Origin of the sequence: Pseudophaeobacter sp., from assembly GCF_048267565.1 — a bacterium.
Classification (GTDB): domain Bacteria; phylum Pseudomonadota; class Alphaproteobacteria; order Rhodobacterales; family Rhodobacteraceae; genus Pseudophaeobacter; species Pseudophaeobacter profundi.
In genome coordinates this window covers 201,011-224,459 of record NZ_JBLWXG010000001.1, presented here as the reverse complement: position 1 = coordinate 224,459, position 23,449 = coordinate 201,011, and the positions used below count along the sequence as shown (strand labels likewise).

Below are 23,449 nucleotides of genomic sequence, written 5' to 3'. Positions count from 1 at the left end.
GAGATGAAATTGATCCCCCTGATAACTGCGATTCTGGTGTCACTTGGACTTTATTATCTTGTCATCCAGCGCGACACCCTGCTTGCCTTTTCGCGCGGAGAGGCGGCGCAGGCACCGCTAGAGTCTGCCGCGATGCCCCCCGAACAGGCGACACAGGCAGAGGCAGCACCCAGTGAAATTTCAGGTGAAAATCGAATTGGCGTGGTGGCGCTGCACAGCAAGGCGCAGGTCTTTGACAGCGCAGTAATCCTGCGCGGCATGACCCAGGCGGTCCGTCAGGTGGAACTGCGGGCAGAGACCTCTTCGACCGTGATTTCTGAACCCCTGCGCAAAGGCGTGCAGGTCGCCAAGGGCGATGTGCTGTGCAAGCTGGACCCCGGTACCCGGCCCGCCGCGCTACTTGAGGCGCAGGCCCGACTGAGCGAAGCGCGGGCCAATATGCCCGTATCCGAGGCCCGCCTGGACGAGGCGAATGCCAAGCTGAACGAAGCCAAGATCAACCTTACCGCCTCCGAGAAACTCTCGGCGGGGGGCTATACCTCAGAGACCAAGCTTGCCGCCTCGCGCGCGGCGGAACGCGCCGCGGTTGCCGGGGTAGCCAGCGCCAGGGGCGGGCTGGAAACCGCCCGTGCAGGAATTGAATCGGCCATTGCCGCAGTTGCCACCGCGCGTAAGGAAATCGAACGGCTGACCATTCTGGCGCCCTTTGATGGCCTGCTGGAAAGCGACACGGCTGAATTGGGCAGCCTGGTGCTGCCAGGCGATCATTGCGCCACCGTGATCCAGCTTGACACCATCAAGGTTGTTGGCTTTGTCCCCGAAACCCAGGTCAACCGGGTAATCCTTGGCGCGTCGGCCCAGGCCGAACTGGCCACCGGTGCACAGGTCCAGGGCAAGGTCACCTTTGTCAGCCGCTCGGCCGATCCGGCGACCCGCACCTTTGAAGTGGAAATCTCGGTCGCCAATCCTGATCTGGCCATCCGCGACGGCCAGACCGCCAATATTGCCATTTCCGCCCAGGGATCTAGCGCGCATAAACTGCCGCAATCTGCGCTGACCCTGAACAAGGATGGTCAGCTGGGTCTGCGTATTGTGCGCCCGGACCAAACCGTTGGCTTTGCCCCCGTCAGGCTGCTGCGCGATGAGGCCGATGGCGTCTGGGTGGCCGGCCTGCCCGAAACCGCAGATGTCATCATCACCGGGCAGGACTATGTCATCTCGGGTGTCGCTGTCGCCCCCAGCTATATTGAGGCAGACCAATGATCGGCGTCGTCTCCTGGGCCGCTGACAGGGCCCGCATGGTCATAGCCTTCATTCTGATCTCCATTCTGGTCGGCGGCTTTGCCTATTCCAGCCTGCCCAAAGAGGGCGAGCCGGATATCGAAATCCCGGCGCTGTTCATCTCGGTGTCGTTTCCCGGCATTTCCGCCGAAGACGCCGAGAGCCTGCTGGTGAAGGTGATGGAAACAGAGCTGGCCGATCTGGACGGGCTCGACAAGATGAGCGCAACCGCCGCCGAAGGCTATGCCGGCGTGGCGCTGGAATTCGACTTTGGCTGGGACAAGACCGCCGTGATGGCGGATGTGCGCGACGCCATGACCCGCGCCGAGGCCGAATTCCCCGATGGGGCCGAAACCTATTCGTTGAACGAAATCAACTTCTCTGAATTCCCCATCGTCATCGTCAACCTGACCGGTGATGTCCCGGAACGCACCATGGCGCGGATCGCCAAAGATCTGCAGGATGAGATCGAAGCCCTGGATGCGGTGCTGGAGGCTGGTATCGCCGGCAACCGCGATGAGATGGTCGAGGTGGTGATCGACCCGCTGCGGCTGGAATCCTACAACATCACCGCGGTAGAGCTGATCAACGTGGTGCAGAACAACAACCAGTTGATTGCCGCTGGCGAGGTGGAAACCGAACAGGGCACCTTCTCGGTCAAGATCCCCTCTTCGTTTGATGATGTGCAGGACATCTACGGGCTGCCGGTGAAAACCAATGGCGATCGCATCGTTACCCTGGGGGAACTGGCCCAGATCAATTTCACCTTTGAAGACCGCGCCGGAACCGCCCGGTTTGATGGCCATGATACGGTTGCCTTGCAGGTGGTAAAGCGCAAGGGTTTCAACCTGATCGACACCGTTGATCTGGTCAAGCAAACCTTGGCAAAGGCCAAGACCAAATGGCCCCCCGAACTGCAGGCGGCGGTGACCCTTGGCACCTCAAACGACCAGAGCCGGGTTGTCGGATCGATGGTGAGCCAGCTGGAAGGGTCAGTCCTGACCGCCGTGGCGCTGGTGATGATCGTGGTACTGGGCTCGCTTGGCAGCCGGGCGGCGCTGTTGGTGGGCTTTGCCATCCCGACATCCTTCCTGTTGTGCTTTGCCTTCCTGGCCGTGATGGGGGTCTCGATCTCTAACATCGTGATGTTTGGCCTGATCCTGGCGGTGGGGATGCTGGTGGATGGCGCCATCGTGGTGGTGGAATATGCCGACAAACGCATCAGCGAAGGCACCGGCCCGATGCATGCCTATGTTGAGGCGGCGCAGCGCATGTTCTGGCCGATCGTATCCTCGACGGCGACCACGCTTTGCGCCTTTTTGCCGATGCTGTTCTGGCCCGGTGTGCCTGGGCAGTTCATGGGCATGCTGCCGGTCACCCTGATCTTTGTTCTGTCGGCCTCGCTGGTGGTCGCATTGATCTACCTGCCGGTCATGGGCGGGTTGTCGGGCCGTATCAGCCGGATATTTGATCACAGTTCTGCCGGGCTGCGCGCGATTGCGCCATGGTGGTGGCTGCGGGCGCTGCTGGTGCCGCCGACCCTGTGGGGCATGTTTGCCGGCGCTATGCAGATGCTGAACCCCAGCTATCTGCTGCCAGATGGCACCCCGCCACTGATGGGGCTGGCTGCTGGCGGTGTGGTTTTCATCGCCTCTGCCTTTGCTGCCTCTATCACCCTGGGCGCCACCAAGATCACCCGCAAGCAACGCAGTGTTCAAGCGGGCTATCACCACACGCCATTTGGCTATGTGATCAAGTTCATCGCCGGCAATCCGGTGATGCCGGTTATCACGCTGGCAGTTGTTGCCTTTGGCATTATGACTGTCTTTGGAAAGTTCAGCGAAAACAACTACGGCGTGGAATTCTTTGTTGAATCCGAGCCCGAACAGGCCACCGCCTATGTGCGGGCGCGCGGCAACCTCAGCCTGACGGAACAGGATCTGATGGTACAGCGGGCCGAACAGACCATCTTGGCGCATCCCGCCGTGATCAATGTGTTCTCCTTTGCAGGCGAAGGCGGGCTGGCCACTGGCGGGCCAAGCAACAACCAGGCCCCGGCCGATACCGTCGGCCAGGTACAGTTCGAAATCACCCCCTGGGAAGATCGCCCAACCCAGAGCGAAACCTGGTTCTTTGGGCTGCTCACCCGCGAGGTCACCGCCACCAAGTATGATGGCAATACGGTGATCGACGAGTTGAATACAGAGCTGGCAAAGATCCCTGGCTTCTTTGTTGAAATCAACGCCCTGGAACAGGGGCCCGGATCGGGGAAGCCGCTGCATCTGCGCATTCGCGGCGACAGCTGGGAGGCCCTTACCACCTCTACCCTGACCGCGCGCACGCAGTTTGATGCAACCCCCGGCCTGACCCTGGTGGAAGACAGCCTGCCCCTGCCCGGTATCGATTGGCAAATTGATGTCGACGTGGAAAAAGCCGGTCGCTACGGCGCCGATGTCGCCACCGTGGGGGCCATGGTGCAGCTGGTGACGCGCGGTATCTTGCTCGATTCCATGCGGGTCGACAGTTCAGACGAGGAGATCGAGATCCGCGTCCGCCTGCCCGATGCAGACCGGGTGTTGTCAACGCTGGATACGCTGAAGGTACGTACCGAGGACGGCCTTATCCCGCTCTCCAACTTTATCACCCGCAAACCAGTGCCGAAACTGGCGCAGATCAACCGTGTCGATCAGGAACGCTACTATGACGTGAAAGCGGATGTGGAACCGGGACTGAGCAGTGTCCAGGTCCCCAACGCAGACGATACGGGGCTGATCACACTGGCGCTGATCAAGGCCATCCCCGAGGGGATGGAGGCCAAGGGCGAAATCGTGACCGCCGCCAATGGCACCGACTATACCCTCTATGAACTTGTCGATGCCGACAGTACCGACGCCCTGCAAGCGGCCCTGGATGAAGGTGCCAAGCTGACGCTGGTCAACGCAAACGAACGCATCGCCAGGATTACGGAATGGCTGGACACCGATCCGCTGGATCGCCGGGTCACCTGGGAATGGACAGGCGATCAGGACGAACAGGCCGAGTCCGGAGCCTTCCTGTCCAAGGCCTTTGCCGGGGCGCTTGCCTTGATGTTCGTGATCCTGCTGGCGCAGTTCAATTCCTTTTACAACGCCGTTCTGGTGCTGCTGGCGGTGGTGCTGTCCACCACTGGCGTGCTGATCGGCATGATGGTGATGCAGCAGCCCTTTTCGATCATCATGACCGGTACCGGCATCGTGGCCCTGGCGGGGATTGTGGTGAACAACAACATTGTTCTGATTGATACCTATCAAGAATTCAGCCAACACATGCCCCGGATCGAAGCGATCATTCGCACCGCCGAGGCCCGGATCCGTCCAGTTCTGCTGACCACCGTGACCACCATGGCCGGCCTGGCGCCGATGATGTTTGGCATCAGTCTCGATTTCATCGACGGCGGCTATTCCATCAACAGTCCCACCGCGCTGTGGTGGAAACAGCTGGCAACCGCTGTGGTCTTTGGCCTTGGCATTGCCACGGTGCTGACCCTGGTGGTGACCCCTTCCCTGCTATCGATCCGGGTCTGGCTGTCCACCTACCTGAGCTGGCTGGGACGACTGCTCGCGCGTCTGACTGGCGGGCGTTCCGGCCAGGTTGCACAAGACATGCAACTGGAAAAGAAGGCCCGCAGACTGCCAACCAGCGAAATCCAATGGGGCCAGCTGGACAGCCAACCCACTGCCACCACCAGCAAAAGCGGCGATAAACCGGCCAAGTCAAAACCGGATGACAGCCGCCTGCAAGCGGCGGAATAGCTATCGGCTGAAATTGCCACCCAGATACCAAAGGCGCCAGTCGACTGCCCGCCCCCTCAGTATCTGGGGCAGATCAAATGGCGAGAGCTTGTGGAGAAGGTGAACAGAAGACACATAGCTCCCGAAAGAATCTTCGGAAGCTGTGATACAAGCCGTTTTAGGACCATACCAATGGCCGGTCTGCGGACTTTACTGCGAATAAAATCAATCGGGTAAAGGTCACTTTTCAATTCACCGCAGAAAGAACACCGCTGCCATTAGCAGGCCAATAGCTGTAATGGCGTAGCGAAGCAGATCAGTTCTGGCGATCCGGCGGCTGACATTCGCGCCGAGATATCCGCCGAGGGTCGCGCTGACGGCCATCACCAGCGCCGGTTTCCAAGCGATCAGTCCAGCGGCGATGAAGGTCACGGCCGATACCAGTGAGACCACAGCGGACAGCACATTCTTCAGACCATTCATCCCGTGTAGATTGACATAGCCGATGAAACCGAAGGCCGCCAACAGCATGATGCCAAGGCCCCCGTTAAAGTATCCGCCGTAGATCGATACTGCCAGGATGGTCGCGACAGAGGCCGCAACGCCTGCGCTCCCAACGCCACCTTGCTGAATTTGGCGCAACAGGTAAGGACCCAGGGCGAACAGCACGGTTGCCAGGAGTAAAAGCCACGGAACGACCCACAAAAACGTATCGCCCGGTGTAATGATCAAAAGAAGCGCGCCCAAAATGGAGCCGATCATGCCAACAACTGCAATGGCCCATAGCGACAGTGCCCCCTCGCGCTGCATATCGTGCCGAAAGCCCCATGCGCTGCTGATATAGCCCGGCAGCGCCGTGAGGGTGGCCGTGGCATTCGCGCTGACGGGAGGAACGCCAACATAGATCAGCGCAGGCAGGCTCAGGAATGTCCCGCCTCCGGCGACGGCGTTGAGAAGGCCTGCGGCAAAGCCTGCCCCGGCAAGAAGTAGAATTTCAAGCAGTGTCATGTTCGATGGTCGCCTTTCGCGGTCAGCGGTATTTTATCGTGGCCCGATTCTGGGTCCATACTGGTTCGGCCCCAGCATCGGGCGCTTGCTTTTTAGTCTTCGTCACTGCGCGGGTCTGCCGCACATGCCACCATGCACGCCACCGCTGAAACACCGTCCGATTGTCAGGGTATTGGAAGAGGACAACGCATTCTTTTGCGCGTTCGCGTTCCACCTTTTGTGCCGCTTCCAGTTTGCGGAATACCTGCGCTTCAATTTCTTCATCGCTGAGGATCGGTAAAGAGGTCCCGAAGCCTCTGTTCTGCATGTTCATAGGTCCGTCCTCCTTTTTTGGTGACAGTCTTTCTGGACGTGAATAGATTGGCCCGCAAATTGGTCTGGATTGGAATGATGTATGGGCAGACGTACCAAGGCCGTCCTGGCAGATTTGCGGCAAGCCATTGAAACGCTGGCACCTGTGGCCGGGGATCGACTGCCGCCGGAACGTGAACTGCGCGCGCTGTTGGCGTGCAGCAGGGAGACCCTGCGGGGATGCTACGCAATCCTTGAGGCCGAAGGGGAAATCTGGCGGCATGTTGGACAAGGAACCTTTCGTGGGAGTCGCCCGGTTCACATGCCCATTCGAGACACAGTTTTGATCGAGGGAGCGACGCCGCTTGACGTGATGAGCGCACGTCTGTTGCTGGAGCCGCAAGTTGCCGCTGAAGCTGCTGCAAAAGCCGATGCGGCGGACATCGCGCACCTTCGCAAGAAGGTTGCTGAGGGCCGCGCGGCACGTGACAGAGCTGCCTGTGAACAGGCCGATGATGCGTTCCACCGCGCCGTTGCCGAGACGTCTCGCAACCCGGTTCTTGTCGGATTTCTCATCTATCTGTCCGGTGCCCGCCGCCGAATCGCATGGCAGCGGGAGTGGGACCGCACCTATCGCAGTATCGCCCCTGATGAGTTTCAGACCACCCACAGTGATCAGCACGACGCGGTTGTGGACGCGATAGCTGCGGCACAACCAAAGAACGCAGCCGACGCGATGCAAAACCACCTGAGAACCATTGAAGCGGCAATGGCTATGCGCCCGGAATAGGAAGTATCCGCAAGCGATCATTCATTGACGACGCAGCATCATGCACTTGGGACTCCACGCTGTCGTTCGCCGCGATTTCGCCCTCTCTTGCAAAGGGCTGGCGTCCATCGGCGCCTTTTCATTTCATGGCCTCTGCTTGGCCGACCTTCCTGATACCGATGCCGCCAGGTCGAACGATCGGTACCGCAGCAGGCTATCAGAAGTGGTGTTTGCCATATGTCAGCGCAGCGCATCTTGTTGAGGTTATCGGCTTTGGGGGCTGTGTCCACTTTGGTTGGCTTGCAGAGGTTTGATCCTGAAACGAGTTCGATATTCCCCTGCGCTCAGACCCGAATGCGCCTTGAACAGTCGGTTGAAAGCGGAAACATCCTGATAGCCGACCCGCCAGCAAATCTCTGTCACTGGCAGCGTTGTGAGTTCCAGAAGTCCCTTTGCCTTTTCAACTCTCAGCTCCTGAACATAGCGGTTTACAGAATAGCCTGTGCTGTTTGAAAACTTGCGATGCAGCGACCGCTCGGACAGCCCCGCCTGAAGCGCAAGGGCATGTACGGACTGATCTGCATCCGGGTTGCCTTCCATCCAGATTTGCAAGGCGCGAATGGTCTGGTCACCGTGTCTCATATTCGGGCGAAAGGACCGATAGTTGCGCTGTTCCCGGCCTGTCGGATCAATCAGCATCTGGCGGCAGGTGCGCGATACGGCATTGGGGCCAAGCCAGCGACCGATCAGGTGAATTCCCAGATCCACCCAGGCCATGACACCCCCGGCCGTTACAATATCGTTGTCGTCCAACAAAATCCGTTCAGGGTTGAGCTGCACCCTGGGGAAGGTCGATTTGAAATCCTCCTCAAGGGCCCAATGCGTCGTGGCTGGGCGACCATCCAGAATACCCGCATGCCCCAGCCAGTACCCGCCTGCACAGACCGAACACATAATCGTGCCAGAAAGATGCTGTTTGCGAAGCCAGTTGTGCAGGTTCCGCGCGTCGCCCCCTCTTTCCCCCACCAGGTTGGGCGGCAGGATAATGGCATCGACGTCTTCGGCATCAGCAACCGAGGATGGTGTCACAACCCGGTGGCGGATCCTGCGCCCGGCGTCTTTGTCGACATGCCTGTTGGCCACATCAAACATTTCACCCAATCCATGCAGCGCGGATTGTTGAACACCCTCATAGGCGATGATTGCGACACTTGGCGTATTTGGCACATTAGTTGTCATATCCGCCAATCGTATTTGCGGCGGGCAACGCTGTAAACATGGAATGCAATAGAACCACCGTTGAAGTGAGGACCCTATGACCGTTTCCGCCCTGCTCTTGATTGATATCCAAAACGACTATTTCCCTAGCTTCACGGGAGCAAAGATGCCCCTGCCGAACATGGACGCCGCGACGGCGCAGGCGGCGGGTTTGCTCGCGGCGGCGCGCCGCAGCGGGACAATAGTGATCCATGTCAAACATGTGATGGCATCTAATGCCGCTCCGTTCTTCCATCCAGACACCCCCGGCGCAGAGCTGCATGCAAGCGTCGCACCACATTCTGCGGAAACAGTGATTGAGAAGACCCGGCCAAACAGTTTTGTCGGTACAAATCTTCAAGATCTGTTGCGCGAGGCGCGGGTTGAACACCTTACCATCTGTGGCGCCATGAGCCAGATGTGCATCGACGCAACCGTGCGCGCTGCTGTCGATCTTGGCTTCAAGGTCACCCTGGCCCATGATGCCTGCGCAGCCGCAACGGTAGAGCACAATGGAGTCACTGCATCGTCTGATATGGTTCAGGCTGCAATCATGGCACCGCTGGCAGCCAGCTACGCCGAGGTTCAGCGCGCTTCGGAATGTGTTGCCAGACTGCAGGAGTGATCTTCATTCGAAACGCCGCATCAGCAACATCGGGCTCGGGGCGGCGTTTGCGTTCCGGGCCTTGTGGCGGTGGAAACGGTAACAGGGGCAGCTGCACAAGCGGAAAACCGGTTATCGCAGGGCCGTCTCATCGGCCCCGACCTTGTCGATCTTGCCCTGTGCCTCTGCTGTCTCTGTGACGCTGGCCACCAGTTCTGGGTGCACTTTCTGTGCCCTGGGCGTGTGCTGCAACACCACCTGGATCGGGAAGTGATCTGACCCGACATGGCCCAGGCGATCAAACGAGACGAGGGTGAAATCGCCCGAGCAAAACACATGATCCAAAGGCCAGCGCAACGGCGGGATCCCGGCGTGAAAGGTATTGAACAACCCGCGCCCGATCCGCGGATCAAGCAGGCCGCTTACCTTTTGAAACAGCCGCAGGCTCGGTGACCAGGGCACATCGTTCAGATCCCCCATCACCACCACGCTGCCAGCGGCGGGGTCCAGCGTCTTGGCCACCAAGAGCAGCTCTCCGTCGCGTTCAGCGGAGGTTGGATTTTCGCTGGGGCTGGGCGGTGCGGGATGCAGACAGTGTAGCGCCACCCGATGACCAGACCCCAGGATCACATCGCCATAGATCGAGGGCACCGCCTCTTCGACCAGAAACCGCACCCGGGTGTTTTGCAGCTCCAACCGGGAAAACAGCACGATACCATAGAGATTATCCAAGGGGTGTTTCACCATATACGGATAGTCCGGCAGCAGGCTTTCCAGCTCTGCCTGCCACCAATCATCCGTTTCCACCGCCAGGAACAGATCAGGCTGGCACTGCCGCACCATCGCAAGCACCGCCTGCGATTGCCGGTTGGGTGTCAGAACATTGGCAACGACCATGTTCAGCTGATCCTTGGGACGCATCTGGCGTGCCCTCTGGATCTGTTTGGGAAACAACGTCGTATAGGGCAGAATACGGGCCAGCTGCAGCAGGCTACAGCCGCAGAGCACCGCCAAAGCGGCCCTGTCCCAAATGCTGTCCCAGCCAAACAGGGTCACATAGATGGGCAGTGCGCCCCAGCTAAGCACCGTGATTTGCAGTGCAGGAAACTCGACGCCGCGCACCCACCAGCCATCGTGCTTGATCAATGGCACCAGGGTCAACAGCGCCACCAGGCCAATCAGCAACAACATCGCCAGCGTTTCAGCCATACCCGCCTCCTGTCTTGTGCTCGGGATGGCACCCCCGGCCCCACCCTGGCCAGCAGAACGCCAGCCGGGCCGCTTTCACCCTAGCCGACCGAACTGGCTGGATCATCAGATTGCTGGCCTTGCCAAAGTTGCGCGTAGCGTCCCCCCTGCGCCAAGAGCATATCGTGGCTGCCCTGTTCCGCGATTTCGCCCTTTTCCAACACCACGATAAGATCGGCCTCGGCGACGGTCGACAGACGGTGGGCAATGGTCAGCACCGTGCGCCCCTCTCCGGCCCGCTGCAGAGCGTCCTTGATATCTTGCTCGGTATTGGTATCCAACGCCGAGGTGGCCTCGTCCAGGATCAGGATCGGCGGGTTCTTCAGTAGGGTCCGGGCAATCCCAACCCGCTGTTTCTCGCCACCCGATAGCTTCAGCCCGCGCTCTCCGACCTGGGTCGCATAGCCAGCGGGCAGGCTCATGATAAAGTCGTGGATCTGGGCGTCGCGGGCGGCCTGTTCGACCTCGGCCTGGCTGGCGTTGGATTTGCCATAGGCAATGTTGTAGCCGATGCTGTCATTGAACAACACGGTGTCCTGCGGCACCACGCCAATGGCGGCATGCAGGCTGTCCTGGGTTACATCCCGGATATCCTGGCCATCAATGGTCAGGCAGCCATCGGTGATATCGTAAAACCGAAACAGCAGCCGTCCGATGGTGGATTTTCCTGATCCGGTTGCCCCCACAATGGCCACGGTCTGTCCAGCCGCTGCGGTCAGTGAGATCCCTTTCAGGATCTCGCGGTCGCTGTCATAGCCGAAACGCACATCCTGCAGCCGGATCTCGCCACCATTCACCTGCAATGGCTTGGCCCCTATCTTGTCGCTCACATCGGCGGGCTGTTCCAGCAGATCAAACATTTCGGCCATGTCGACCAGGCTCTGACGGATTTCACGGTAGACCGTGCCCAGAAAATTGAGCGGCACGGTGATCTGGATCATGTAGGCATTCACCATGACAAAATCGCCAACGGTGAGGCTGCCATTCTGCACCCCCATGGCTGCCATCACCATCACGGCAACCAGACCGGCGGTGATGAACAGGCTTTGGCCAAAGTTCAAGAAGGCCAGCGAATAGGCGGTTTTCAACGCAGCACTGGCATAGGCCCGCATAGCGCTATCGTAGCGCTCGGCCTCGCGGGTCTCTGCGCCAAAATACTTCACCGTTTCATAGTTGAGCAGACTGTCGATGGCCTTTTGGTTGGCGTCGGTATCCTGGCGGTTCATCTCGCGGCGCAGCTTGACCCGCCATTCGGTGATGGCAAAGGTAAACCAGACATAGAGCCCGATGGTGATGGCAACTGCCGCCAGATAGCGGGCATCAAACAGAACCGTCAGGATCACCGCCACCAGCGTCAGCTCCAGCACCAGCGGACCAATGGAAAACAGCAAAAAGCGCAGCAGGAATTCAACGCCCTTGACGCCGCGCTCGATGATCCGGCTAAGGCCGCCGGTCTTGCGGGTCAGATGATAGCGCATCGACAGACGGTGAATATGGGTGAAGGTTTCCAGCGCCAGATGCCGCAGGGCGCGCTGCCCCACCGGCGCAAAGATCGCGTCACGCAGCTGCTGGAACCCGGTGGTAAGGACCCGCGCAACCCCATAGGCCACGGTCAGCCCCACCGCCCCCAGAGCCAGGGGCGGAACACCTTCAGCCGCAAGACTATCCACCGCCCCCTTGTAGAGCATCGGCGTATAGACCGCGATCAACTTGGCCAGCACCAGAACCACAAGCGCCAGCACCACCCGTCGTTTGACCCAGAGATGTTTGCTTGGCCACAGATAGGGGCCCACCCGTCGCAGGGTGCGCAGGCCCGACTGGCGCTCTTCGCGGGCCGTTGGGCCGTCTGCCTGCCGGTCTGTTGACGTCTCAGCTTGGGTCATTGGTCACGTTTCCTTGGCTCGCCGCGGGTCGTCGTCCTGCGCCGCCCATCTGCCGACATCGGCACAGGGGCGGGAATAGGCATGGTCAAGCCTGACTGATAGAGGCCGGAACCCGGAAACACCAGTGCCGCAGCCGCCAATGGCAGGGCGGCCCGGTCATTGGCCCAACAGATAGCGGCCAACTGGCCCGCCAGGTGGGGTCTTGCACTGCGCCCCAGCCCAGAGCGGGGCCCTGCGCCTTATCAATCGGGAATGGAAAAAACCTGGCCGGGGTAAATCAGGTCCGGGTCGCGAATGGCCGCCTGGTTGGCCTCAAACACCCGCACATACAGGAACCCACTGCCGTAGCGTTCTTGCGAGATCGCCCAGAGCGTATCGCCTTCCTGCACGGTAATGGCCCGCACCAGCGGTGCCTCTGTACTGATGCCAGCCTCGCTGGCCGGTGCCTGCAAGCGCTCCGGGGCTTCGCGTTTAAAGGGGGTTTCCAGACGGCTGAGCACCACGCCTTCGGCGCTGACTTCATCCAGGCGCAGCGTATAGACGCCTGGCCTGATCGCCAGAAGATGCCCGGCCCAGGTGCCGTTTTGCGCTGCGGTGAAGGCCCCCGCCGCGCGATTATCCAGATAGACCCGCACCTCGGTCGCTGCACGGGCGCGGCCTGCCAGCTGCACCTCGCCACTGTCCGAATAGCCGATGGTATCCAGCACCACCTTGTCCTGTGGCTGCTGGGTGGCGGGTTGCACCAGGGTCACGCCCTCGGCATCGGCCCGCAGAACAGCCACCTGGGCGGGCTGGGGCTGCGGCGCAGGCTGGGTTTCAACCGCCAGTGTTGGCTCTGCCCCGGCCACAGAGGCTTGCCCCGCCACGTCCCTGACCTCTGGCGGCGCGGGTTCACGGGACGCATCTGCCGTCTGGCTTGTGAGTTCGGGGGCCGAAGCTGCAGCTTGCGACGGGGTGGTGGCCCGGGGCGCAGTGCTTGCGATGCCTTCAGGTGTCTGCGCCAAAGCTGGCGCCTCTGGATCAGAGCTATCGTCTGAACGGTTTGCGGCAATACTGGTCTCTGCTACGTCGCCTGTTGTGCTGCCCGTGGTGCTGGCTGCCGTACCACCTGTTGCCGTCTCGGATTCCGCCAGCTGTGGCGCTATGTCGGGAACAGGGCTGGCGGGAACAGGTCCGGCGGGTGCCAGAATAAAGCTGGTTTCTGACAGGCGTTGCTGCCCCTCGGCCTCGGCGCGCAGGGAAATGACCCGCGCCTGGCGGCTGGGCGGAATCTGGGCAAACGCGACAAAATCACCGCCTGCCTGCACCTCGACCTGCTGCAGAACCTCGCCGTCCAGCAGAATGGCGACCTGCCCCCCGGCAACGGCGCGCCCGGCAATGACGGTATCGCCTGTGGGATCAACCCGTACAAGATCGAGCTGCGGCGCATCAATCAACGCGGCGGGCGTCTCGGCAGCCGCCTGTGGGGCTGTCGTCGCATCCGCCGATTGCATCGCTACAGCCGCAGCCGACGCAGTGTCCGCCGCCGGTGGCTCATCCTGTGCTGCGGTGGCTTGCCCCGACTGGGCAGGTTCTGCCGGATCTGGCTGTTGAGACAGGCCCTTGATCACCTCTGGCGGCTGCGCGGAAGGCGAGATCGTCACAGGCTGACCCGCAGATGTGCCCTGCTCTGCTGCTTGGTCACCTTCTGTCGTGAGGTCAAAAACGCCCAGCCACAGAATAGCGGCACCGCCCAGTACGACAACTGTCGCGGCAATGCCCCCCAGCGCCGTAGCACTCAGCCCGCCTGTTACACCCGTCTCAGCCATCTTCTTCCTTCCTTCAGCGCCTCCGACATACCAGATGTCGGCCCCGCATCACGCGCCCGGTTGAGGCAGCCTATCAATCCCGCTATCAAGGGTCAAAACACCAGTGGTGTTTCCCCTTGAAATATCAGCGAAAGGCACCGACATGAGCATAAAATCCGTCTGTGTGTATTGCGGATCCCGATCCGGGGCAATGCCCGCCTATACACGCGCCGCCGAAACCCTGGGAGCGTTGCTCGCAGCACGCGGGTTGCGGCTGGTTTACGGTGCCGGAGATGTCGGCCTGATGGGCACGGTCGCCCGTGCCGCCCAACAGGCCAAAGGCGAGACATTTGGCGTCATTCCCGAACATCTTGTCAAACGCGAGGTGGGTAAATCCGATCTCAGCACATATGTCGTCACCGAAACCATGCACGAACGCAAAAAGGTGATGCTGTACAATGCCGATGCGGTGATCGTACTGCCCGGCGGCCCCGGATCACTGGATGAGCTGTTCGAAGCCCTGACCTGGCGCCAGTTGGGACTGCATGACAAACCCATCGTGATCCTGAATGTCGAAGGCTACTGGGACAGGCTGCGCGACCTGATTGATCACATGCTGGCGCAGGGCTTTGCCGATGCCTCCATGGGCGCCTTGCTGGACTGGGTCGACACCCCAGAACAGGCGCTGGATCTGCTGAACGGCTAAAGGGCAGCGCGCTGCGCCTCTTGGGCGCTGCGACGCGATTTCCGCAGTGCCCCAAAAGAGAAAATCAACACTGCCGCCCAGATCAGGCCAAAGGCCGCGCCGTGCCAGGGGGTAAAGAGTTCACCAAAAATCACTGTTGCCACAAAGGCCTGCAGCGTCGGATTAAGGTACTGCAACACTCCGACGCTGCCCAGGGCCACCCGCCGCGCCGCAAAACTGAACAGGATGAGCGGCATCCCCGTCAAGGGCCCGGAAACCATCATCAGCGCCGCATCATGCCAACTGTTTTGAAAACCGCCTCCGCCCGTGGCTGCAATCACCAATAGCGCAAGCGGGTAAAGCAACAGGACCTCAGCGGTGACAGAGACCACCGGCCCGGTATCAAGGCGTTTTTTAACCACACCATAGATGGCAAAGCTGATCCCCAGCACCAGGGCAATCCAGGGTGCGACGCCCAGTCCATAGGTCAGCACCACAACGGCCAGCGCCGCCAGGCCAATCGCCAGGATCTGCGCCCGGCTCAGCTGCTCGCCAAAAAACAGACGGCCCAGCACCACGCTTACCAGCGGGAAGATATAATAACCCAGCGAGGCCTCGGTGGCGCGTTCTATCTGGACCGAAGTGATAAAGATGAACCAGTTCAGCGAAATCATCGCTGTGGCCAGCAGCAGCACACGCACCCGCGCCCAATCGCGCAGCACCTCTAGCAACTGGGGCAGCCGCCCCTGCACTGCCAGCACAGAGGCAAAAAACACCCCCGACCACAGGATACGATGCGACAGCACCTGTTCGGGCGGCACATGCGCCAACTGTTTATAGAACAGCCCGGACAACCCCCAGATGCAGCAGGCTGCAATCATGGCAAAAACGCCCTTTGTCGCTTCGGTCATTCCAGCGGTCCTTTTGCAGCGCCCGACCTTCATCAGGATCCCCTAAACCAACAGCGCCCGACCAAATGGCCGGGCGCTATCGTCACAAATATGATCGCTTCTGAACTTAGCCCAGACGCGATGCAACGTTTTCCCAGTTGACCAGGTTGTCAAGGAAGTTGGCCAGGTAAGCAGGGCGCTTGTTGCGGAAATCGATGTAGTAGGAATGCTCCCATACGTCGCAGCCCAGCAGCGCGGTCTGGTCAAAGCACAGTGGGTTCACACCGTTTTCGGTCTTGGTCACTGCCAGCGAACCGTCAGCATTCTTCACCAGCCAGGCCCAGCCAGAGCCGAACTGGCCCGCGCCGGCAGCCGAGAACTGCGACTTGAATTCGTCAACCGAACCAAAGCTTTCAACAAGTGCTTTTTCCAGCTCACCAGGCATGGCAGAGACACCAGGCCCCATCATTTCCCAGAACTGGTTGTGGTTCCACAGCTGCGAGATATTGTTGAAGATACCATTTTGCGCCACAGACGATGCGTCATAGGTGCCCTTGATGATCTCTTCCAGCGACTTGCCGTCCCATTCGGTGCCGGCAATCAGCTTGTTGCCGTTGTCGACATAGGCCTTGTGGTGCAGATCGTGGTGGTATTCCAGGGTTTCTGCCGACATGCCCTTGGCGGCCAGCGCGTCATGTGCATAAGGAAGATCGGGAAGTTCAAAAGCCATATTGGACCCCTGTCATAAAAAGTGTTGCGTTCCTGTGCAGATACATGCGGCGCAGCGGCAGGCAGGTCAAGGGCCAAGACAAGAAAACAGCGCATGGTCGATGTGCAAAAATGAAGGTATTCGAGATGATCGCCAAGACCTGGACGGCCGCGCGCAAGACGTTCTACCGCGCCCGCGGCTACTATGCCGGTTCTCTCAACGGGCTGCCCTTTCGGCTGGATCCCTACCATTCCAAGTTCTGGCGCAAGGCCTCTGCCGGCAGGTGGGAACCGGAAACCTTTGCGGTCCTGGACGCCCACTTGAACAAGGAACAGGATTATCTGGATATCGGGGCCTGGATCGGCCCAACCACCCTATATGGGGCCGCGCGTGCCCGCCGCGTCTATTGTTTTGAACCCGATCCAGTGGCCTTTCGCTATCTCGCCTGGAATCTAGAACTGAACGGCGTGCAGAATGTTTCCGCCTTTTCCGTCGCGCTCAGCCGGGGGGTCGGTATTGCCCGTATGGCGTCTTTTGGGGGCGAGGCCGGCGATAGCATGACCAGCCTGTTGACCGACGGCGACCATGGGTCCGATGTGATAACCCTGGGCTGGAAAGATTTTTCCGATGCCACAGATCTGAGCAAGGTCTCGCTGGTGAAAATGGATATTGAGGGCGCAGAATTTGATGTACTGCCCAGCCTGCTGCCCTGGCTGAAAGCACATCGTCCCGCGCTCTACCTGTCGACCCACGCCCCATTTCTGGATGCCGCGACCCGGCAGCACCGCATGCAAGAGCTAGCCGATAGCCTGTCGTTCTATGACACCTGCCTGGAAGATAACGGTCGTGCATCCGGTTTTGACACCCTGACGCAACAGCGCGCCCTGACACAATTTCCAACCTTCTTGTTCAAGGGCTGATTGCGCGCGCGGCCCACGCCGACATGGGGCCCCTGTCAGGGCCGGATCAACGCCGCCTAGGACGGCGCATAATAATTTCGCCAGGACCGGGGCAGCTGCTCGACCGAAGAACAGGTTCCAAAGGCGCGCGGTGCAACCTCATCCTGTGACAGACTTGTCAGCATCTGCAGCGCAACCTTCATATTCTTCAGGTTCAGAACGATCCGGTAGCGATCCTGGAAACTGCCCGTCGTCGCACTGCCATAGGTCTGCGCGTCCCGCTCCGTCGTCCAGTCCAGCAAGTAGGATCCTGCGCCGCGTTGTTCCAAATTCGCAAAGAAAGCGCTGCCCTCTCGTGTCGCCTTGACCCGCGCTGAAGTGCCATTTTGGGAAAAGCGCATAGAGACCCGCAACGGGATTTCACCCACCGCCTGCCCTGTGGCATCCCCCAGCGGCGTGAAGGTGCAGACGTAGGTTTCCGAAGCCGAGGATTGACCACTAAACAGGGCCAGAAAAATAACAAATAGACTGCGTAAATACACGCTCATATGATCCTCAAACACTCAACAAAACGGAAAAAGACTGCTGCAAACGCGCAGCAGGTGCCAATGGCCAAGGTAAATCCTATGCCTGAACTCTATTTTCCGGTGCTTAGCATGAGAAGCATTTAACGCAAAGAAAAAACCAGGTAGATTTGCATTTTGAACATTCAGCACTGTGCGGCCAGCCTGTCCCAAGCCGCCGCAAGCGCCCAACGGCGCAGGCTACATCCCCTGCTTAGCGATCAGCCCTGCGCCAAGGACCCGTCTGTCGAACTATGCCATCTGTCAAAACCCACAAAAACCGAGTGCCGCCAAATTTGATTTGACGGCACCACAGGGTTTTCATCTTCATCGCCCAGACGGCAGCTGCCGCCCAGGCGCGGGCAGTATCAGGTCAATAGACCCCCACTGCAGACTGCGGGTGGGCTGCACCAGCCAAAAGCTGGAACATATAGCCGCCAACAGAGCGGAAGCAGACAAGGCGGAAACTGTCTTCTTCGCCGCCGTCTTCCAGCCAGAAAGCCGCCGCCACCTGGGCGGTGCGACTGCGACGGAAATCGCCCGGCGCAAAGGCCTGTGACGACAGATCAACCGGGCTGATCTTGGCCAGAACCTCACGCGCGCCCGCCCCAGAGATGCGGAAGTAAGAGCGCGCATCCGACACATTGGCCGCCAGCGCATGTTCGCCTTTCAAGGCCTGTGCCAGCTCGGCTGTTTTGGCCACGGCATCGCCATAGGGCACCAACAGCAGCAGCTCATCCGGGGACATCCAGGCCGCAGCGCCGCCCTCAACCACCGAGATCTTGCGCTGCTCTGGCACCTCGGCACCGGTGGCCGCCTTGACCGCCGCCTTCAGAGTTTTGGAAGACAGATCGCCGCGCAGGGTGATCATCCCCTGCAGGCCTGCGTCTTCGACAGTTGCGATTCCGGTGAACTGGGCACCATTGGTGGCAGTGACAGGATTAGACATTCTGCTTCTCCCCTTCCTTGTCGTAGAAGACCGGATCGACGATCTTTGCACTGTAGACCTTGCCGTCGGTTCCGGGGAACTCAAGCACCTCGCCCATACGTTTGGGCCCGTGCTTGACCAGCCCCATCGCAATGCCGCGGTCCAGCGTGGCGGAATGATAGGTCGATGTCACCCGGCCAATCATGTTCTTTTGGCCATTGGCATTGATGCCGTTGCCAAGCGCATAGGCACCATCGGGCAGCACTGACCCATCAGTGGTTTCCAAACCGACCAGTTGCCAGCGATCCGGGTCCACCATATGCGAGCGCTGCTGCGCCCGTTTGCCCAGGTAGTCCTCTTTCTTTTTCGAAAGAGCCCAGTTCAGCCCCAGATCCTGTGGAATGACCGTACCGTCGGTTTCATCCCCGATCATGATAAAGCCCTTCTCCGCCCGCAAAATATGCAGCGTTTCAGTACCATAGGGCATGACCTTGAATTCGGCTCCCGCCTCCATCAGCGCATCCCAGAACGCCTGCCCCTCTGATGCCGCAACCGCAATCTCGTAGGACAGCTCTCCCGAGAAGGAAATACGGAAGGCACGGGCATCAAAACCGCCGATCTGGCCCTCGCGCCATTCCATGAAGGGCAGCGCCTCTTTCGACAGATCCAATCCGCCACCGGCCTGCGCGTTCAGCTTTTCCAAGACCTTGCGCGCATTGGGGCCAACCACGGCAACCTGGGCATATTGTTCTGTCACATTGGCAACATAGACTTTCCAGTCCCACCATTCGGTCTGCAGCCATTCTTCCATCCAGCCGTGGATGCTTTCGGCACCGCCGGTGGTGGTGTGGCACAGCCAGGTATCTTCATCTATGCGAGCGACAACACCGTCATCCATCAGGAAGCCGTTTTCCGAACACATCAGACCATAGCGGCATTTGCCGATCTTCAGCGTCGACATCATGTTGGTATACATCATGTCGAGGAACTTGCCTGCATCCGGCCCTTTGACAATCAACTTGCCCAGGGTGGAGGCATCCAGCAGACCAAGGTTTTCGCGGGTGTTCTTTACCTCGCGGTTCACCGCGTCATGGCGGCTTTCGCCGCTGCGGGTATAGGCAAAGGGACGGCGCCACTGGCCCACCGGTTCCCAATCGGCACCATTGGCATCGTTCCAGTCATAGATAGGCGTCTTGCGCACCGGCTGGAAGATCTCGCCACGGGCCTCGCCGCCAATCGCACCCATGGAAATGGGATGATAAGGCGGGCGGAAAGTGGTGGTTCCGACCTGCGGAATTTCCGCGCCCAGGCTATCGGCCAGAATTGCCAGACCGTTGATATTGGACAGCTTACCCTGATCAGTTGCCATGCCCAGCGTGGTGTAACGCTTGGTATGTTCAACGCTTTCATAGCCTTCGCGGGCCGCCAGCTGCACATCGGAAACTTTGACGTCATTCTGATAGTCCAGCCAGGATTTCATCCGCAGTTTGATATCCGCCTTGGCGGGCATCAGCCAGACCGGCTCCATCAGGGTTTCGCGTTCGCTGTCGCCTTTGGGCGCTGGGATGGACTTAGCCGGGTAACCAGAAGCCTCTGCCGCCTGCGCCCCTGCCAGGGTCGCATCCGCCAGCACTGCATCCAGCTGCAGGGCGCCATTGGCGGCCCCCGCGGCAATCACAAAGCCTGCACCATTGTCGCCAAGCGGCGGGCGGGCAGGATCGGGACGGAAGAAGGCCTGCTCCTTGTCCCAGGTCAGCTTGCCCCCGCAGTGCGACCACAGGTGCACAACGGGCGACCAGCCACCGGACATGGCAACGGCATCTGCCTCGATCTCTTCCTGCGCACCGCCTTCACCGTTCTGGGCGCAGATCGCGACCTTGGAGACGCGGGGGCCATCCTTGACCTTGGCAATAGCGCGGCCAAGCTCAACACGGATGCCTTTTTCGCGAACCTGTTCCATCAAGGCCCCGCCACCAGTGTCGCGGGCATCGACCACGCGCACCACGTCAACGCCTGCCTCATGCAGCGCCAGGGCCGTGCGATAGGCATCGTCGTTATTGGTGGCCACGACAACGCGTTGGCCAGGAGTCACGCCCCAGTTGACCACATAGTCACGCATAGAGGCGGCCAGCATCACGCCGGGCACATCGTTGCCGGCAAACGACAGCGGCCGTTCAATCGCGCCAGTCGCGGTGACAATCTGCGCCGCACGGATGCGCCACAACCGGTGGCGTGGACCACCCTGCCCCGGCGCGTGATCGGTCAGCCGTTCATAGCCCAGCACATAGCCGTGATCATAGACGCCCGCGCCCATGCAGCGGTCCCGCAGGGTGACGTTCTGCATGCCGCGCAGCTCTGCCAGGGTTTTCTCGACCCAGGCGTCCGGCGTCTCTCCATCAATGCTTCCGCCATCCACCGGCGCACGTCCGCCCCAGTGGTTATTCTGTTCCAATACCAGCACCTTGGCACCGCTGAGCGCAGCCGCCTTGGCCGCCTGCAGGCCCGCGACACCGCCACCAATCACCACCACATCCGCAAAGAAGTAGAAGTGCTCGTAGCTGTCGGCATCCTTCAGTTCGGCGTCGGGCGCCTGACCAAGACCGGCAGATTTGCGGATAATCGGCTCATAGACGTGCTTCCAGAAGGGGCGCGGATGAATGAACATCTTGTAGTAAAAGCCAGCGGTCAAAAACCGGGTCAGCTTGTTGTTGATCGCCAGAACGTCAAATTCCAGGCTGGGCCAGTGGTTCTGTGACTGCGCGCTCAGCCCCGAGAACAGCTCGGTCGTGGTGGCGCGCTGGTTGGGTTCATAGCGATCCCCTGTCCCCAGCTGCATCAACGCGTTTGGCTCTTCCGAGCCAGAGGAAACAACGCCGCGCGGGCGGTGATATTTGAACGACCGGCCCATCATCATCTGATCATTGGCCAGCAATGCCGAGGCGAGACTGTCGCCCGCATAGCCCTGCATCCGTTTACCGTTAAAGGTGAACTCGATCTGTTTGGACCGGTCAATCAGCCGACCCTGTTTGGCGAGACGCATGCTCATGTGGTCTGACCTTTCAAAATAAAGGCGTGTGTGTCAGAGAGGCGGATCATTTGGCACCGTCCGAAAACTCGCGCCAGCTCCAGCCGGGGCGTTTGGCAGTGATCTTGTCCTTGATCTCCTGCGGCGGTTCATAGGTCTGGGCGCTATAGGTGCCAAAGACCTCTAGCGTGGTGGTGCAGCGGGCAGCGTGGAACCACTTGCCGCAGCCATTTGCATGGCGCCAGCGTTCAAAATGAACGCCCTTGGGGTTTTCACGCATGAACAGATAATCATGAAACTGATCCTCATCCGAACCGGGGCCAAAGCGCTTCAGATGCGCTTCGCCACCGGCGGCCAGTTCAGTTTCTTCGGCTTTAACACCGCAGTAGGGGCATTCAAGGATCAGCATTGTGCTTACTCCGTCCTTTTGAATTTTGCAGCGCTAGTGCGCCACACCAGCGGCGACGCTCTCGTCGATGAACTTGCCTTCCTTGAAGCGGTTCATACTGAACTCTTCGGTCAGCGGCGAATGACCTGTGGCCATCAGCTCTGCCATGGCCCAGCCAGAACCGGGAATGGATTTGAACCCGCCGGTGCCCCAGCCACAGTTGATAAAGCAGTTGTCCACGGGTGTTTTAGAGATCAGCGGCGAGCGGTCACCGGTCACATCCACAATGCCGCCCCACTGGCGCAGCATCTTCAGACGGCTGACCATCGGGAAGGTTTCCACCAAGGCGCGCACGGTTTCCTCGATATGGTGGAAGCTGCCACGCTGGGTGTAGTTGTTTGCCGCATCGGTGCCGCCGCCAATCACCATCTCGCCCTTGTCGGACTGGGACATATAGCCATGCACGGTATTGGCCATCACCACCACATCCATGCATGGTTTGATTGGCTCTGACACCAGCGCCTGCAGTGCAACCGATTCCATCGGCAGACGGAATCCCGCCATATCGGCCAGATGCGAGGCATTGCCGGCAACCAGCATGCCCATCTTTTCGCAGTCAATCGCCCCCTTGGATGTTTCAACCCCGGCCACGCGGCCGTTTTCGACCCGCACGCCGGTGACTTCGCACTGCTGGATGATATCCATTCCCATGTCGGAACAGGCACGAGCATAGCCCCAGGCGACCGCATCGTGACGGGCGGTGCCGGCGCGTTCCTGCCAGAGCGCCCCCAACACCGGATAGCGCGGCCCGTGCAGATTAATGATCGGCACCAATTCCTTGACCCGCGCAGGTTCGATCCATTCGGTCTGAACCCCCTGCAGCGCATTGGCATGCGCCGTGCGCTTGTAGCCGCGGATTTCATGCTCGGTCTGCGCCAGCATCATCACACCGCGCGGGCTGAACATGACGTTATAGTTCAGATCCTGGCTCATGGTTTCATACAGGCTGCGGGCTTTCTCGTAGATCGCCGCGGACGGATCCTGCAGATAGTTGGAGCGGATGATGGTGGTGTTGCGACCGGTATTGCCGCCGCCAAGCCAGCCCTTTTCGATCACAGCAACATTGGTGATGCCAAAGTTCTTGCCAAGGTAATAGGCGGTGGCCAGACCATGGCCGCCAGCACCCACGATTATTACATCGTAGTGGGGTTTTGGGGCGGGCGAGCGCCAAGCGCGCTCCCATCCGGTATGATAGCGCAGGGCTTCCCGCGCGACAGCAAAGGCTGAATAACGTTTCATGAGCGAATCCGATGGTTCGTGACTGTTCTCAGGTATGCCCCAGAGGTTAGCCCATCCTGCGCCGTTTATCGTCGCATTTTTGCATGCATGCGACATGCCCCCTCGCCAGATCGCACCCGCGCACCCGCCCCACTGTTGGGACAGGAGCGCGCAGCCGCTCAGTTA

The 23,449-nt window shown here is 59.9% G+C and carries 19 protein-coding genes; 6 read left to right on the top strand and 13 right to left on the bottom strand.

The genetic code is table 11. From position 1 onward, the window contains the following. Positions 1–3: 3 nt before the first annotated feature. Both ACN0VH_RS01090 and ACN0VH_RS01085 read left to right on the top strand, forming a co-directional pair. Positions 4–1,263, top strand: a complete 1,260-nt coding sequence (locus tag ACN0VH_RS01090; RefSeq protein ID WP_417699188.1) for an efflux RND transporter periplasmic adaptor subunit — start codon at positions 4–6, stop codon at positions 1,261–1,263. Beyond that, on the top strand, positions 1,260–5,072 hold the full coding sequence (locus ACN0VH_RS01085) for an efflux RND transporter permease subunit (protein WP_417699187.1): 3,813 nt from the start codon (positions 1,260–1,262) through the stop codon (positions 5,070–5,072). The genes ACN0VH_RS01090 and ACN0VH_RS01085 overlap by 4 nt, the downstream gene beginning before the upstream one ends. 231 nt (positions 5,073–5,303) lie before the next feature. Here ACN0VH_RS01085 and ACN0VH_RS01080 read toward each other — a convergent pair whose 3' ends face one another. Together ACN0VH_RS01080 and ACN0VH_RS01075 are read right to left on the bottom strand one after the other, a co-directional pair. After that, positions 5,304–6,059 (bottom strand): sulfite exporter TauE/SafE family protein, encoded by a 756-nt coding sequence (locus ACN0VH_RS01080; RefSeq protein ID WP_417699186.1) that lies wholly within the window; start codon positions 6,057–6,059, stop codon positions 5,304–5,306. 22 nt (positions 6,060–6,081) lie between these two features. Continuing rightward, a complete protein-coding gene (locus tag ACN0VH_RS01075) occupies positions 6,082–6,372 on the bottom strand; it encodes a hypothetical protein (protein WP_278922398.1) in 291 nt (96 codons plus the stop codon). Positions 6,373–6,453: 81 nt separating this feature from the next. Here ACN0VH_RS01075 and ACN0VH_RS01070 point away from each other — a divergent pair, with 81 nt between their 5' ends. Further along, a complete protein-coding gene (locus tag ACN0VH_RS01070) occupies positions 6,454–7,140 on the top strand; it encodes a FadR/GntR family transcriptional regulator (protein WP_417699185.1) in 687 nt (228 codons plus the stop codon). Between the two features lie 243 nt (positions 7,141–7,383). On the opposite strand, the gene ACN0VH_RS01065 is transcribed toward ACN0VH_RS01070, so the two are convergent. Then, complete coding sequence (locus tag ACN0VH_RS01065; RefSeq protein ID WP_417699183.1) at positions 7,384–8,358, bottom strand: GlxA family transcriptional regulator; 975 nt, start codon at positions 8,356–8,358, stop codon at positions 7,384–7,386. Between the two features lie 76 nt (positions 8,359–8,434). On the opposite strand from ACN0VH_RS01065, the gene ACN0VH_RS01060 reads away from it, so the two are divergent. Next, on the top strand, positions 8,435–9,001 hold the full coding sequence (locus ACN0VH_RS01060; protein WP_417699182.1) for a cysteine hydrolase family protein: 567 nt from the start codon (positions 8,435–8,437) through the stop codon (positions 8,999–9,001). 111 nt (positions 9,002–9,112) lie between these two features. On the opposite strand, the gene ACN0VH_RS01055 is transcribed toward ACN0VH_RS01060, so the two are convergent. The 3 genes from ACN0VH_RS01055 to ACN0VH_RS01045 all read right to left on the bottom strand — a co-directional run bounded on the left by ACN0VH_RS01055 (position 9,113) and on the right by ACN0VH_RS01045 (position 13,919). Then, the gene (locus ACN0VH_RS01055) at positions 9,113–10,189 is read right to left on the bottom strand and encodes an endonuclease/exonuclease/phosphatase family protein (protein WP_417699181.1); all 1,077 of its coding nucleotides are present in this window, start codon (positions 10,187–10,189) and stop codon (positions 9,113–9,115) included. An 80-nt stretch (positions 10,190–10,269) separates the two neighbouring features. Beyond that, the gene (locus tag ACN0VH_RS01050; protein ID WP_417699180.1) at positions 10,270–12,111 is read right to left on the bottom strand and encodes an ABCB family ABC transporter ATP-binding protein/permease; all 1,842 of its coding nucleotides are present in this window, start codon (positions 12,109–12,111) and stop codon (positions 10,270–10,272) included. Positions 12,112–12,353: 242 nt separating this feature from the next. Then, on the bottom strand, positions 12,354–13,919 hold the full coding sequence (locus ACN0VH_RS01045; RefSeq protein WP_278922404.1) for a LysM peptidoglycan-binding domain-containing protein: 1,566 nt from the start codon (positions 13,917–13,919) through the stop codon (positions 12,354–12,356). A 142-nt stretch (positions 13,920–14,061) separates the two neighbouring features. Here ACN0VH_RS01045 and ACN0VH_RS01040 point away from each other — a divergent pair, with 142 nt between their 5' ends. Next, a complete protein-coding gene (locus tag ACN0VH_RS01040; protein ID WP_278922405.1) occupies positions 14,062–14,604 on the top strand; it encodes an LOG family protein in 543 nt (180 codons plus the stop codon). Here ACN0VH_RS01040 and rarD read toward each other — a convergent pair. Both rarD and ACN0VH_RS01030 read right to left on the bottom strand, forming a co-directional pair. Continuing rightward, positions 14,601–15,494, bottom strand: a complete 894-nt coding sequence (rarD, locus tag ACN0VH_RS01035) for an EamA family transporter RarD (RefSeq protein ID WP_417699178.1) — start codon at positions 15,492–15,494, stop codon at positions 14,601–14,603. The two genes, ACN0VH_RS01040 and rarD, sit on opposite strands and share 4 nt — an antisense overlap. Positions 15,495–15,600: 106 nt before the next feature. After that, positions 15,601–16,203 (bottom strand): superoxide dismutase, encoded by a 603-nt coding sequence (locus tag ACN0VH_RS01030; protein ID WP_417699176.1) that lies wholly within the window; start codon positions 16,201–16,203, stop codon positions 15,601–15,603. Between the two features lie 110 nt (positions 16,204–16,313). Here ACN0VH_RS01030 and ACN0VH_RS01025 point away from each other — a divergent pair, with 110 nt between their 5' ends. Beyond that, entirely contained in the window at positions 16,314–17,102 is a 789-nt protein-coding gene (locus ACN0VH_RS01025; protein ID WP_417699175.1) for an FkbM family methyltransferase, read from the top strand. A gap of 56 nt (positions 17,103–17,158) precedes the next feature. Here the strand turns inward: ACN0VH_RS01025 and ACN0VH_RS01020 are convergent, their stop codons facing one another. The 5 genes from ACN0VH_RS01020 to ACN0VH_RS01000 all read right to left on the bottom strand — a co-directional run bounded on the left by ACN0VH_RS01020 (position 17,159) and on the right by ACN0VH_RS01000 (position 23,284). Next, positions 17,159–17,629, bottom strand: coding sequence for a hypothetical protein (locus ACN0VH_RS01020; protein WP_417699174.1), 471 nt, complete (start codon positions 17,627–17,629; stop codon positions 17,159–17,161). A gap of 388 nt (positions 17,630–18,017) precedes the next feature. Next, complete coding sequence (locus tag ACN0VH_RS01015; RefSeq protein WP_417699173.1) at positions 18,018–18,593, bottom strand: sarcosine oxidase subunit gamma; 576 nt, start codon at positions 18,591–18,593, stop codon at positions 18,018–18,020. Next, a complete protein-coding gene (locus tag ACN0VH_RS01010; protein ID WP_417699171.1) occupies positions 18,586–21,618 on the bottom strand; it encodes a sarcosine oxidase subunit alpha family protein in 3,033 nt (1,010 codons plus the stop codon). Before ACN0VH_RS01010 ends, ACN0VH_RS01015 begins: the two co-directional genes overlap by 8 nt. A 46-nt stretch (positions 21,619–21,664) precedes the next feature. Then, positions 21,665–22,006 (bottom strand): sarcosine oxidase subunit delta, encoded by a 342-nt coding sequence (locus tag ACN0VH_RS01005; RefSeq protein WP_278922412.1) that lies wholly within the window; start codon positions 22,004–22,006, stop codon positions 21,665–21,667. A 33-nt stretch (positions 22,007–22,039) separates the two neighbouring features. Further along, on the bottom strand, positions 22,040–23,284 hold the full coding sequence (locus tag ACN0VH_RS01000; RefSeq protein WP_278922413.1) for a sarcosine oxidase subunit beta family protein: 1,245 nt from the start codon (positions 23,282–23,284) through the stop codon (positions 22,040–22,042). Between the last annotated feature and the right edge of the window lie 165 nt (positions 23,285–23,449).

What these genes read in the sequence shown, in the direction of transcription:
- ACN0VH_RS01090 (WP_417699188.1), top strand. Translation starts at nt 4, where the DNA reads ATGAAATTGATCCCCCTGATAACTGCGATTCTGGTGTCACTTGGACTT.
- ACN0VH_RS01085 (WP_417699187.1), top strand. Translation starts at nt 1,260, where the DNA reads ATGATCGGCGTCGTCTCCTGGGCCGCTGACAGGGCCCGCATGGTCATA.
- ACN0VH_RS01080 (WP_417699186.1), bottom strand. Translation starts at nt 6,059, where the DNA reads ATGACACTGCTTGAAATTCTACTTCTTGCCGGGGCAGGCTTTGCCGCA.
- ACN0VH_RS01075 (WP_278922398.1), bottom strand. Translation starts at nt 6,372, where the DNA reads ATGAACATGCAGAACAGAGGCTTCGGGACCTCTTTACCGATCCTCAGC.
- ACN0VH_RS01070 (WP_417699185.1), top strand. Translation starts at nt 6,454, where the DNA reads ATGGGCAGACGTACCAAGGCCGTCCTGGCAGATTTGCGGCAAGCCATT.
- ACN0VH_RS01065 (WP_417699183.1), bottom strand. Translation starts at nt 8,358, where the DNA reads ATGACAACTAATGTGCCAAATACGCCAAGTGTCGCAATCATCGCCTAT.
- ACN0VH_RS01060 (WP_417699182.1), top strand. Translation starts at nt 8,435, where the DNA reads ATGACCGTTTCCGCCCTGCTCTTGATTGATATCCAAAACGACTATTTC.
- ACN0VH_RS01055 (WP_417699181.1), bottom strand. Translation starts at nt 10,189, where the DNA reads ATGGCTGAAACGCTGGCGATGTTGTTGCTGATTGGCCTGGTGGCGCTG.
- ACN0VH_RS01050 (WP_417699180.1), bottom strand. Translation starts at nt 12,111, where the DNA reads ATGACCCAAGCTGAGACGTCAACAGACCGGCAGGCAGACGGCCCAACG.
- ACN0VH_RS01045 (WP_278922404.1), bottom strand. Translation starts at nt 13,919, where the DNA reads ATGGCTGAGACGGGTGTAACAGGCGGGCTGAGTGCTACGGCGCTGGGG.
- ACN0VH_RS01040 (WP_278922405.1), top strand. Translation starts at nt 14,062, where the DNA reads ATGAGCATAAAATCCGTCTGTGTGTATTGCGGATCCCGATCCGGGGCA.
- rarD (WP_417699178.1), bottom strand. Translation starts at nt 15,494, where the DNA reads ATGACCGAAGCGACAAAGGGCGTTTTTGCCATGATTGCAGCCTGCTGC.
- ACN0VH_RS01030 (WP_417699176.1), bottom strand. Translation starts at nt 16,203, where the DNA reads ATGGCTTTTGAACTTCCCGATCTTCCTTATGCACATGACGCGCTGGCC.
- ACN0VH_RS01025 (WP_417699175.1), top strand. Translation starts at nt 16,314, where the DNA reads ATGAAGGTATTCGAGATGATCGCCAAGACCTGGACGGCCGCGCGCAAG.
- ACN0VH_RS01020 (WP_417699174.1), bottom strand. Translation starts at nt 17,629, where the DNA reads ATGAGCGTGTATTTACGCAGTCTATTTGTTATTTTTCTGGCCCTGTTT.
- ACN0VH_RS01015 (WP_417699173.1), bottom strand. Translation starts at nt 18,593, where the DNA reads ATGTCTAATCCTGTCACTGCCACCAATGGTGCCCAGTTCACCGGAATC.
- ACN0VH_RS01010 (WP_417699171.1), bottom strand. Translation starts at nt 21,618, where the DNA reads ATGAGCATGCGTCTCGCCAAACAGGGTCGGCTGATTGACCGGTCCAAA.
- ACN0VH_RS01005 (WP_278922412.1), bottom strand. Translation starts at nt 22,006, where the DNA reads ATGCTGATCCTTGAATGCCCCTACTGCGGTGTTAAAGCCGAAGAAACT.
- ACN0VH_RS01000 (WP_278922413.1), bottom strand. Translation starts at nt 23,284, where the DNA reads ATGAAACGTTATTCAGCCTTTGCTGTCGCGCGGGAAGCCCTGCGCTAT.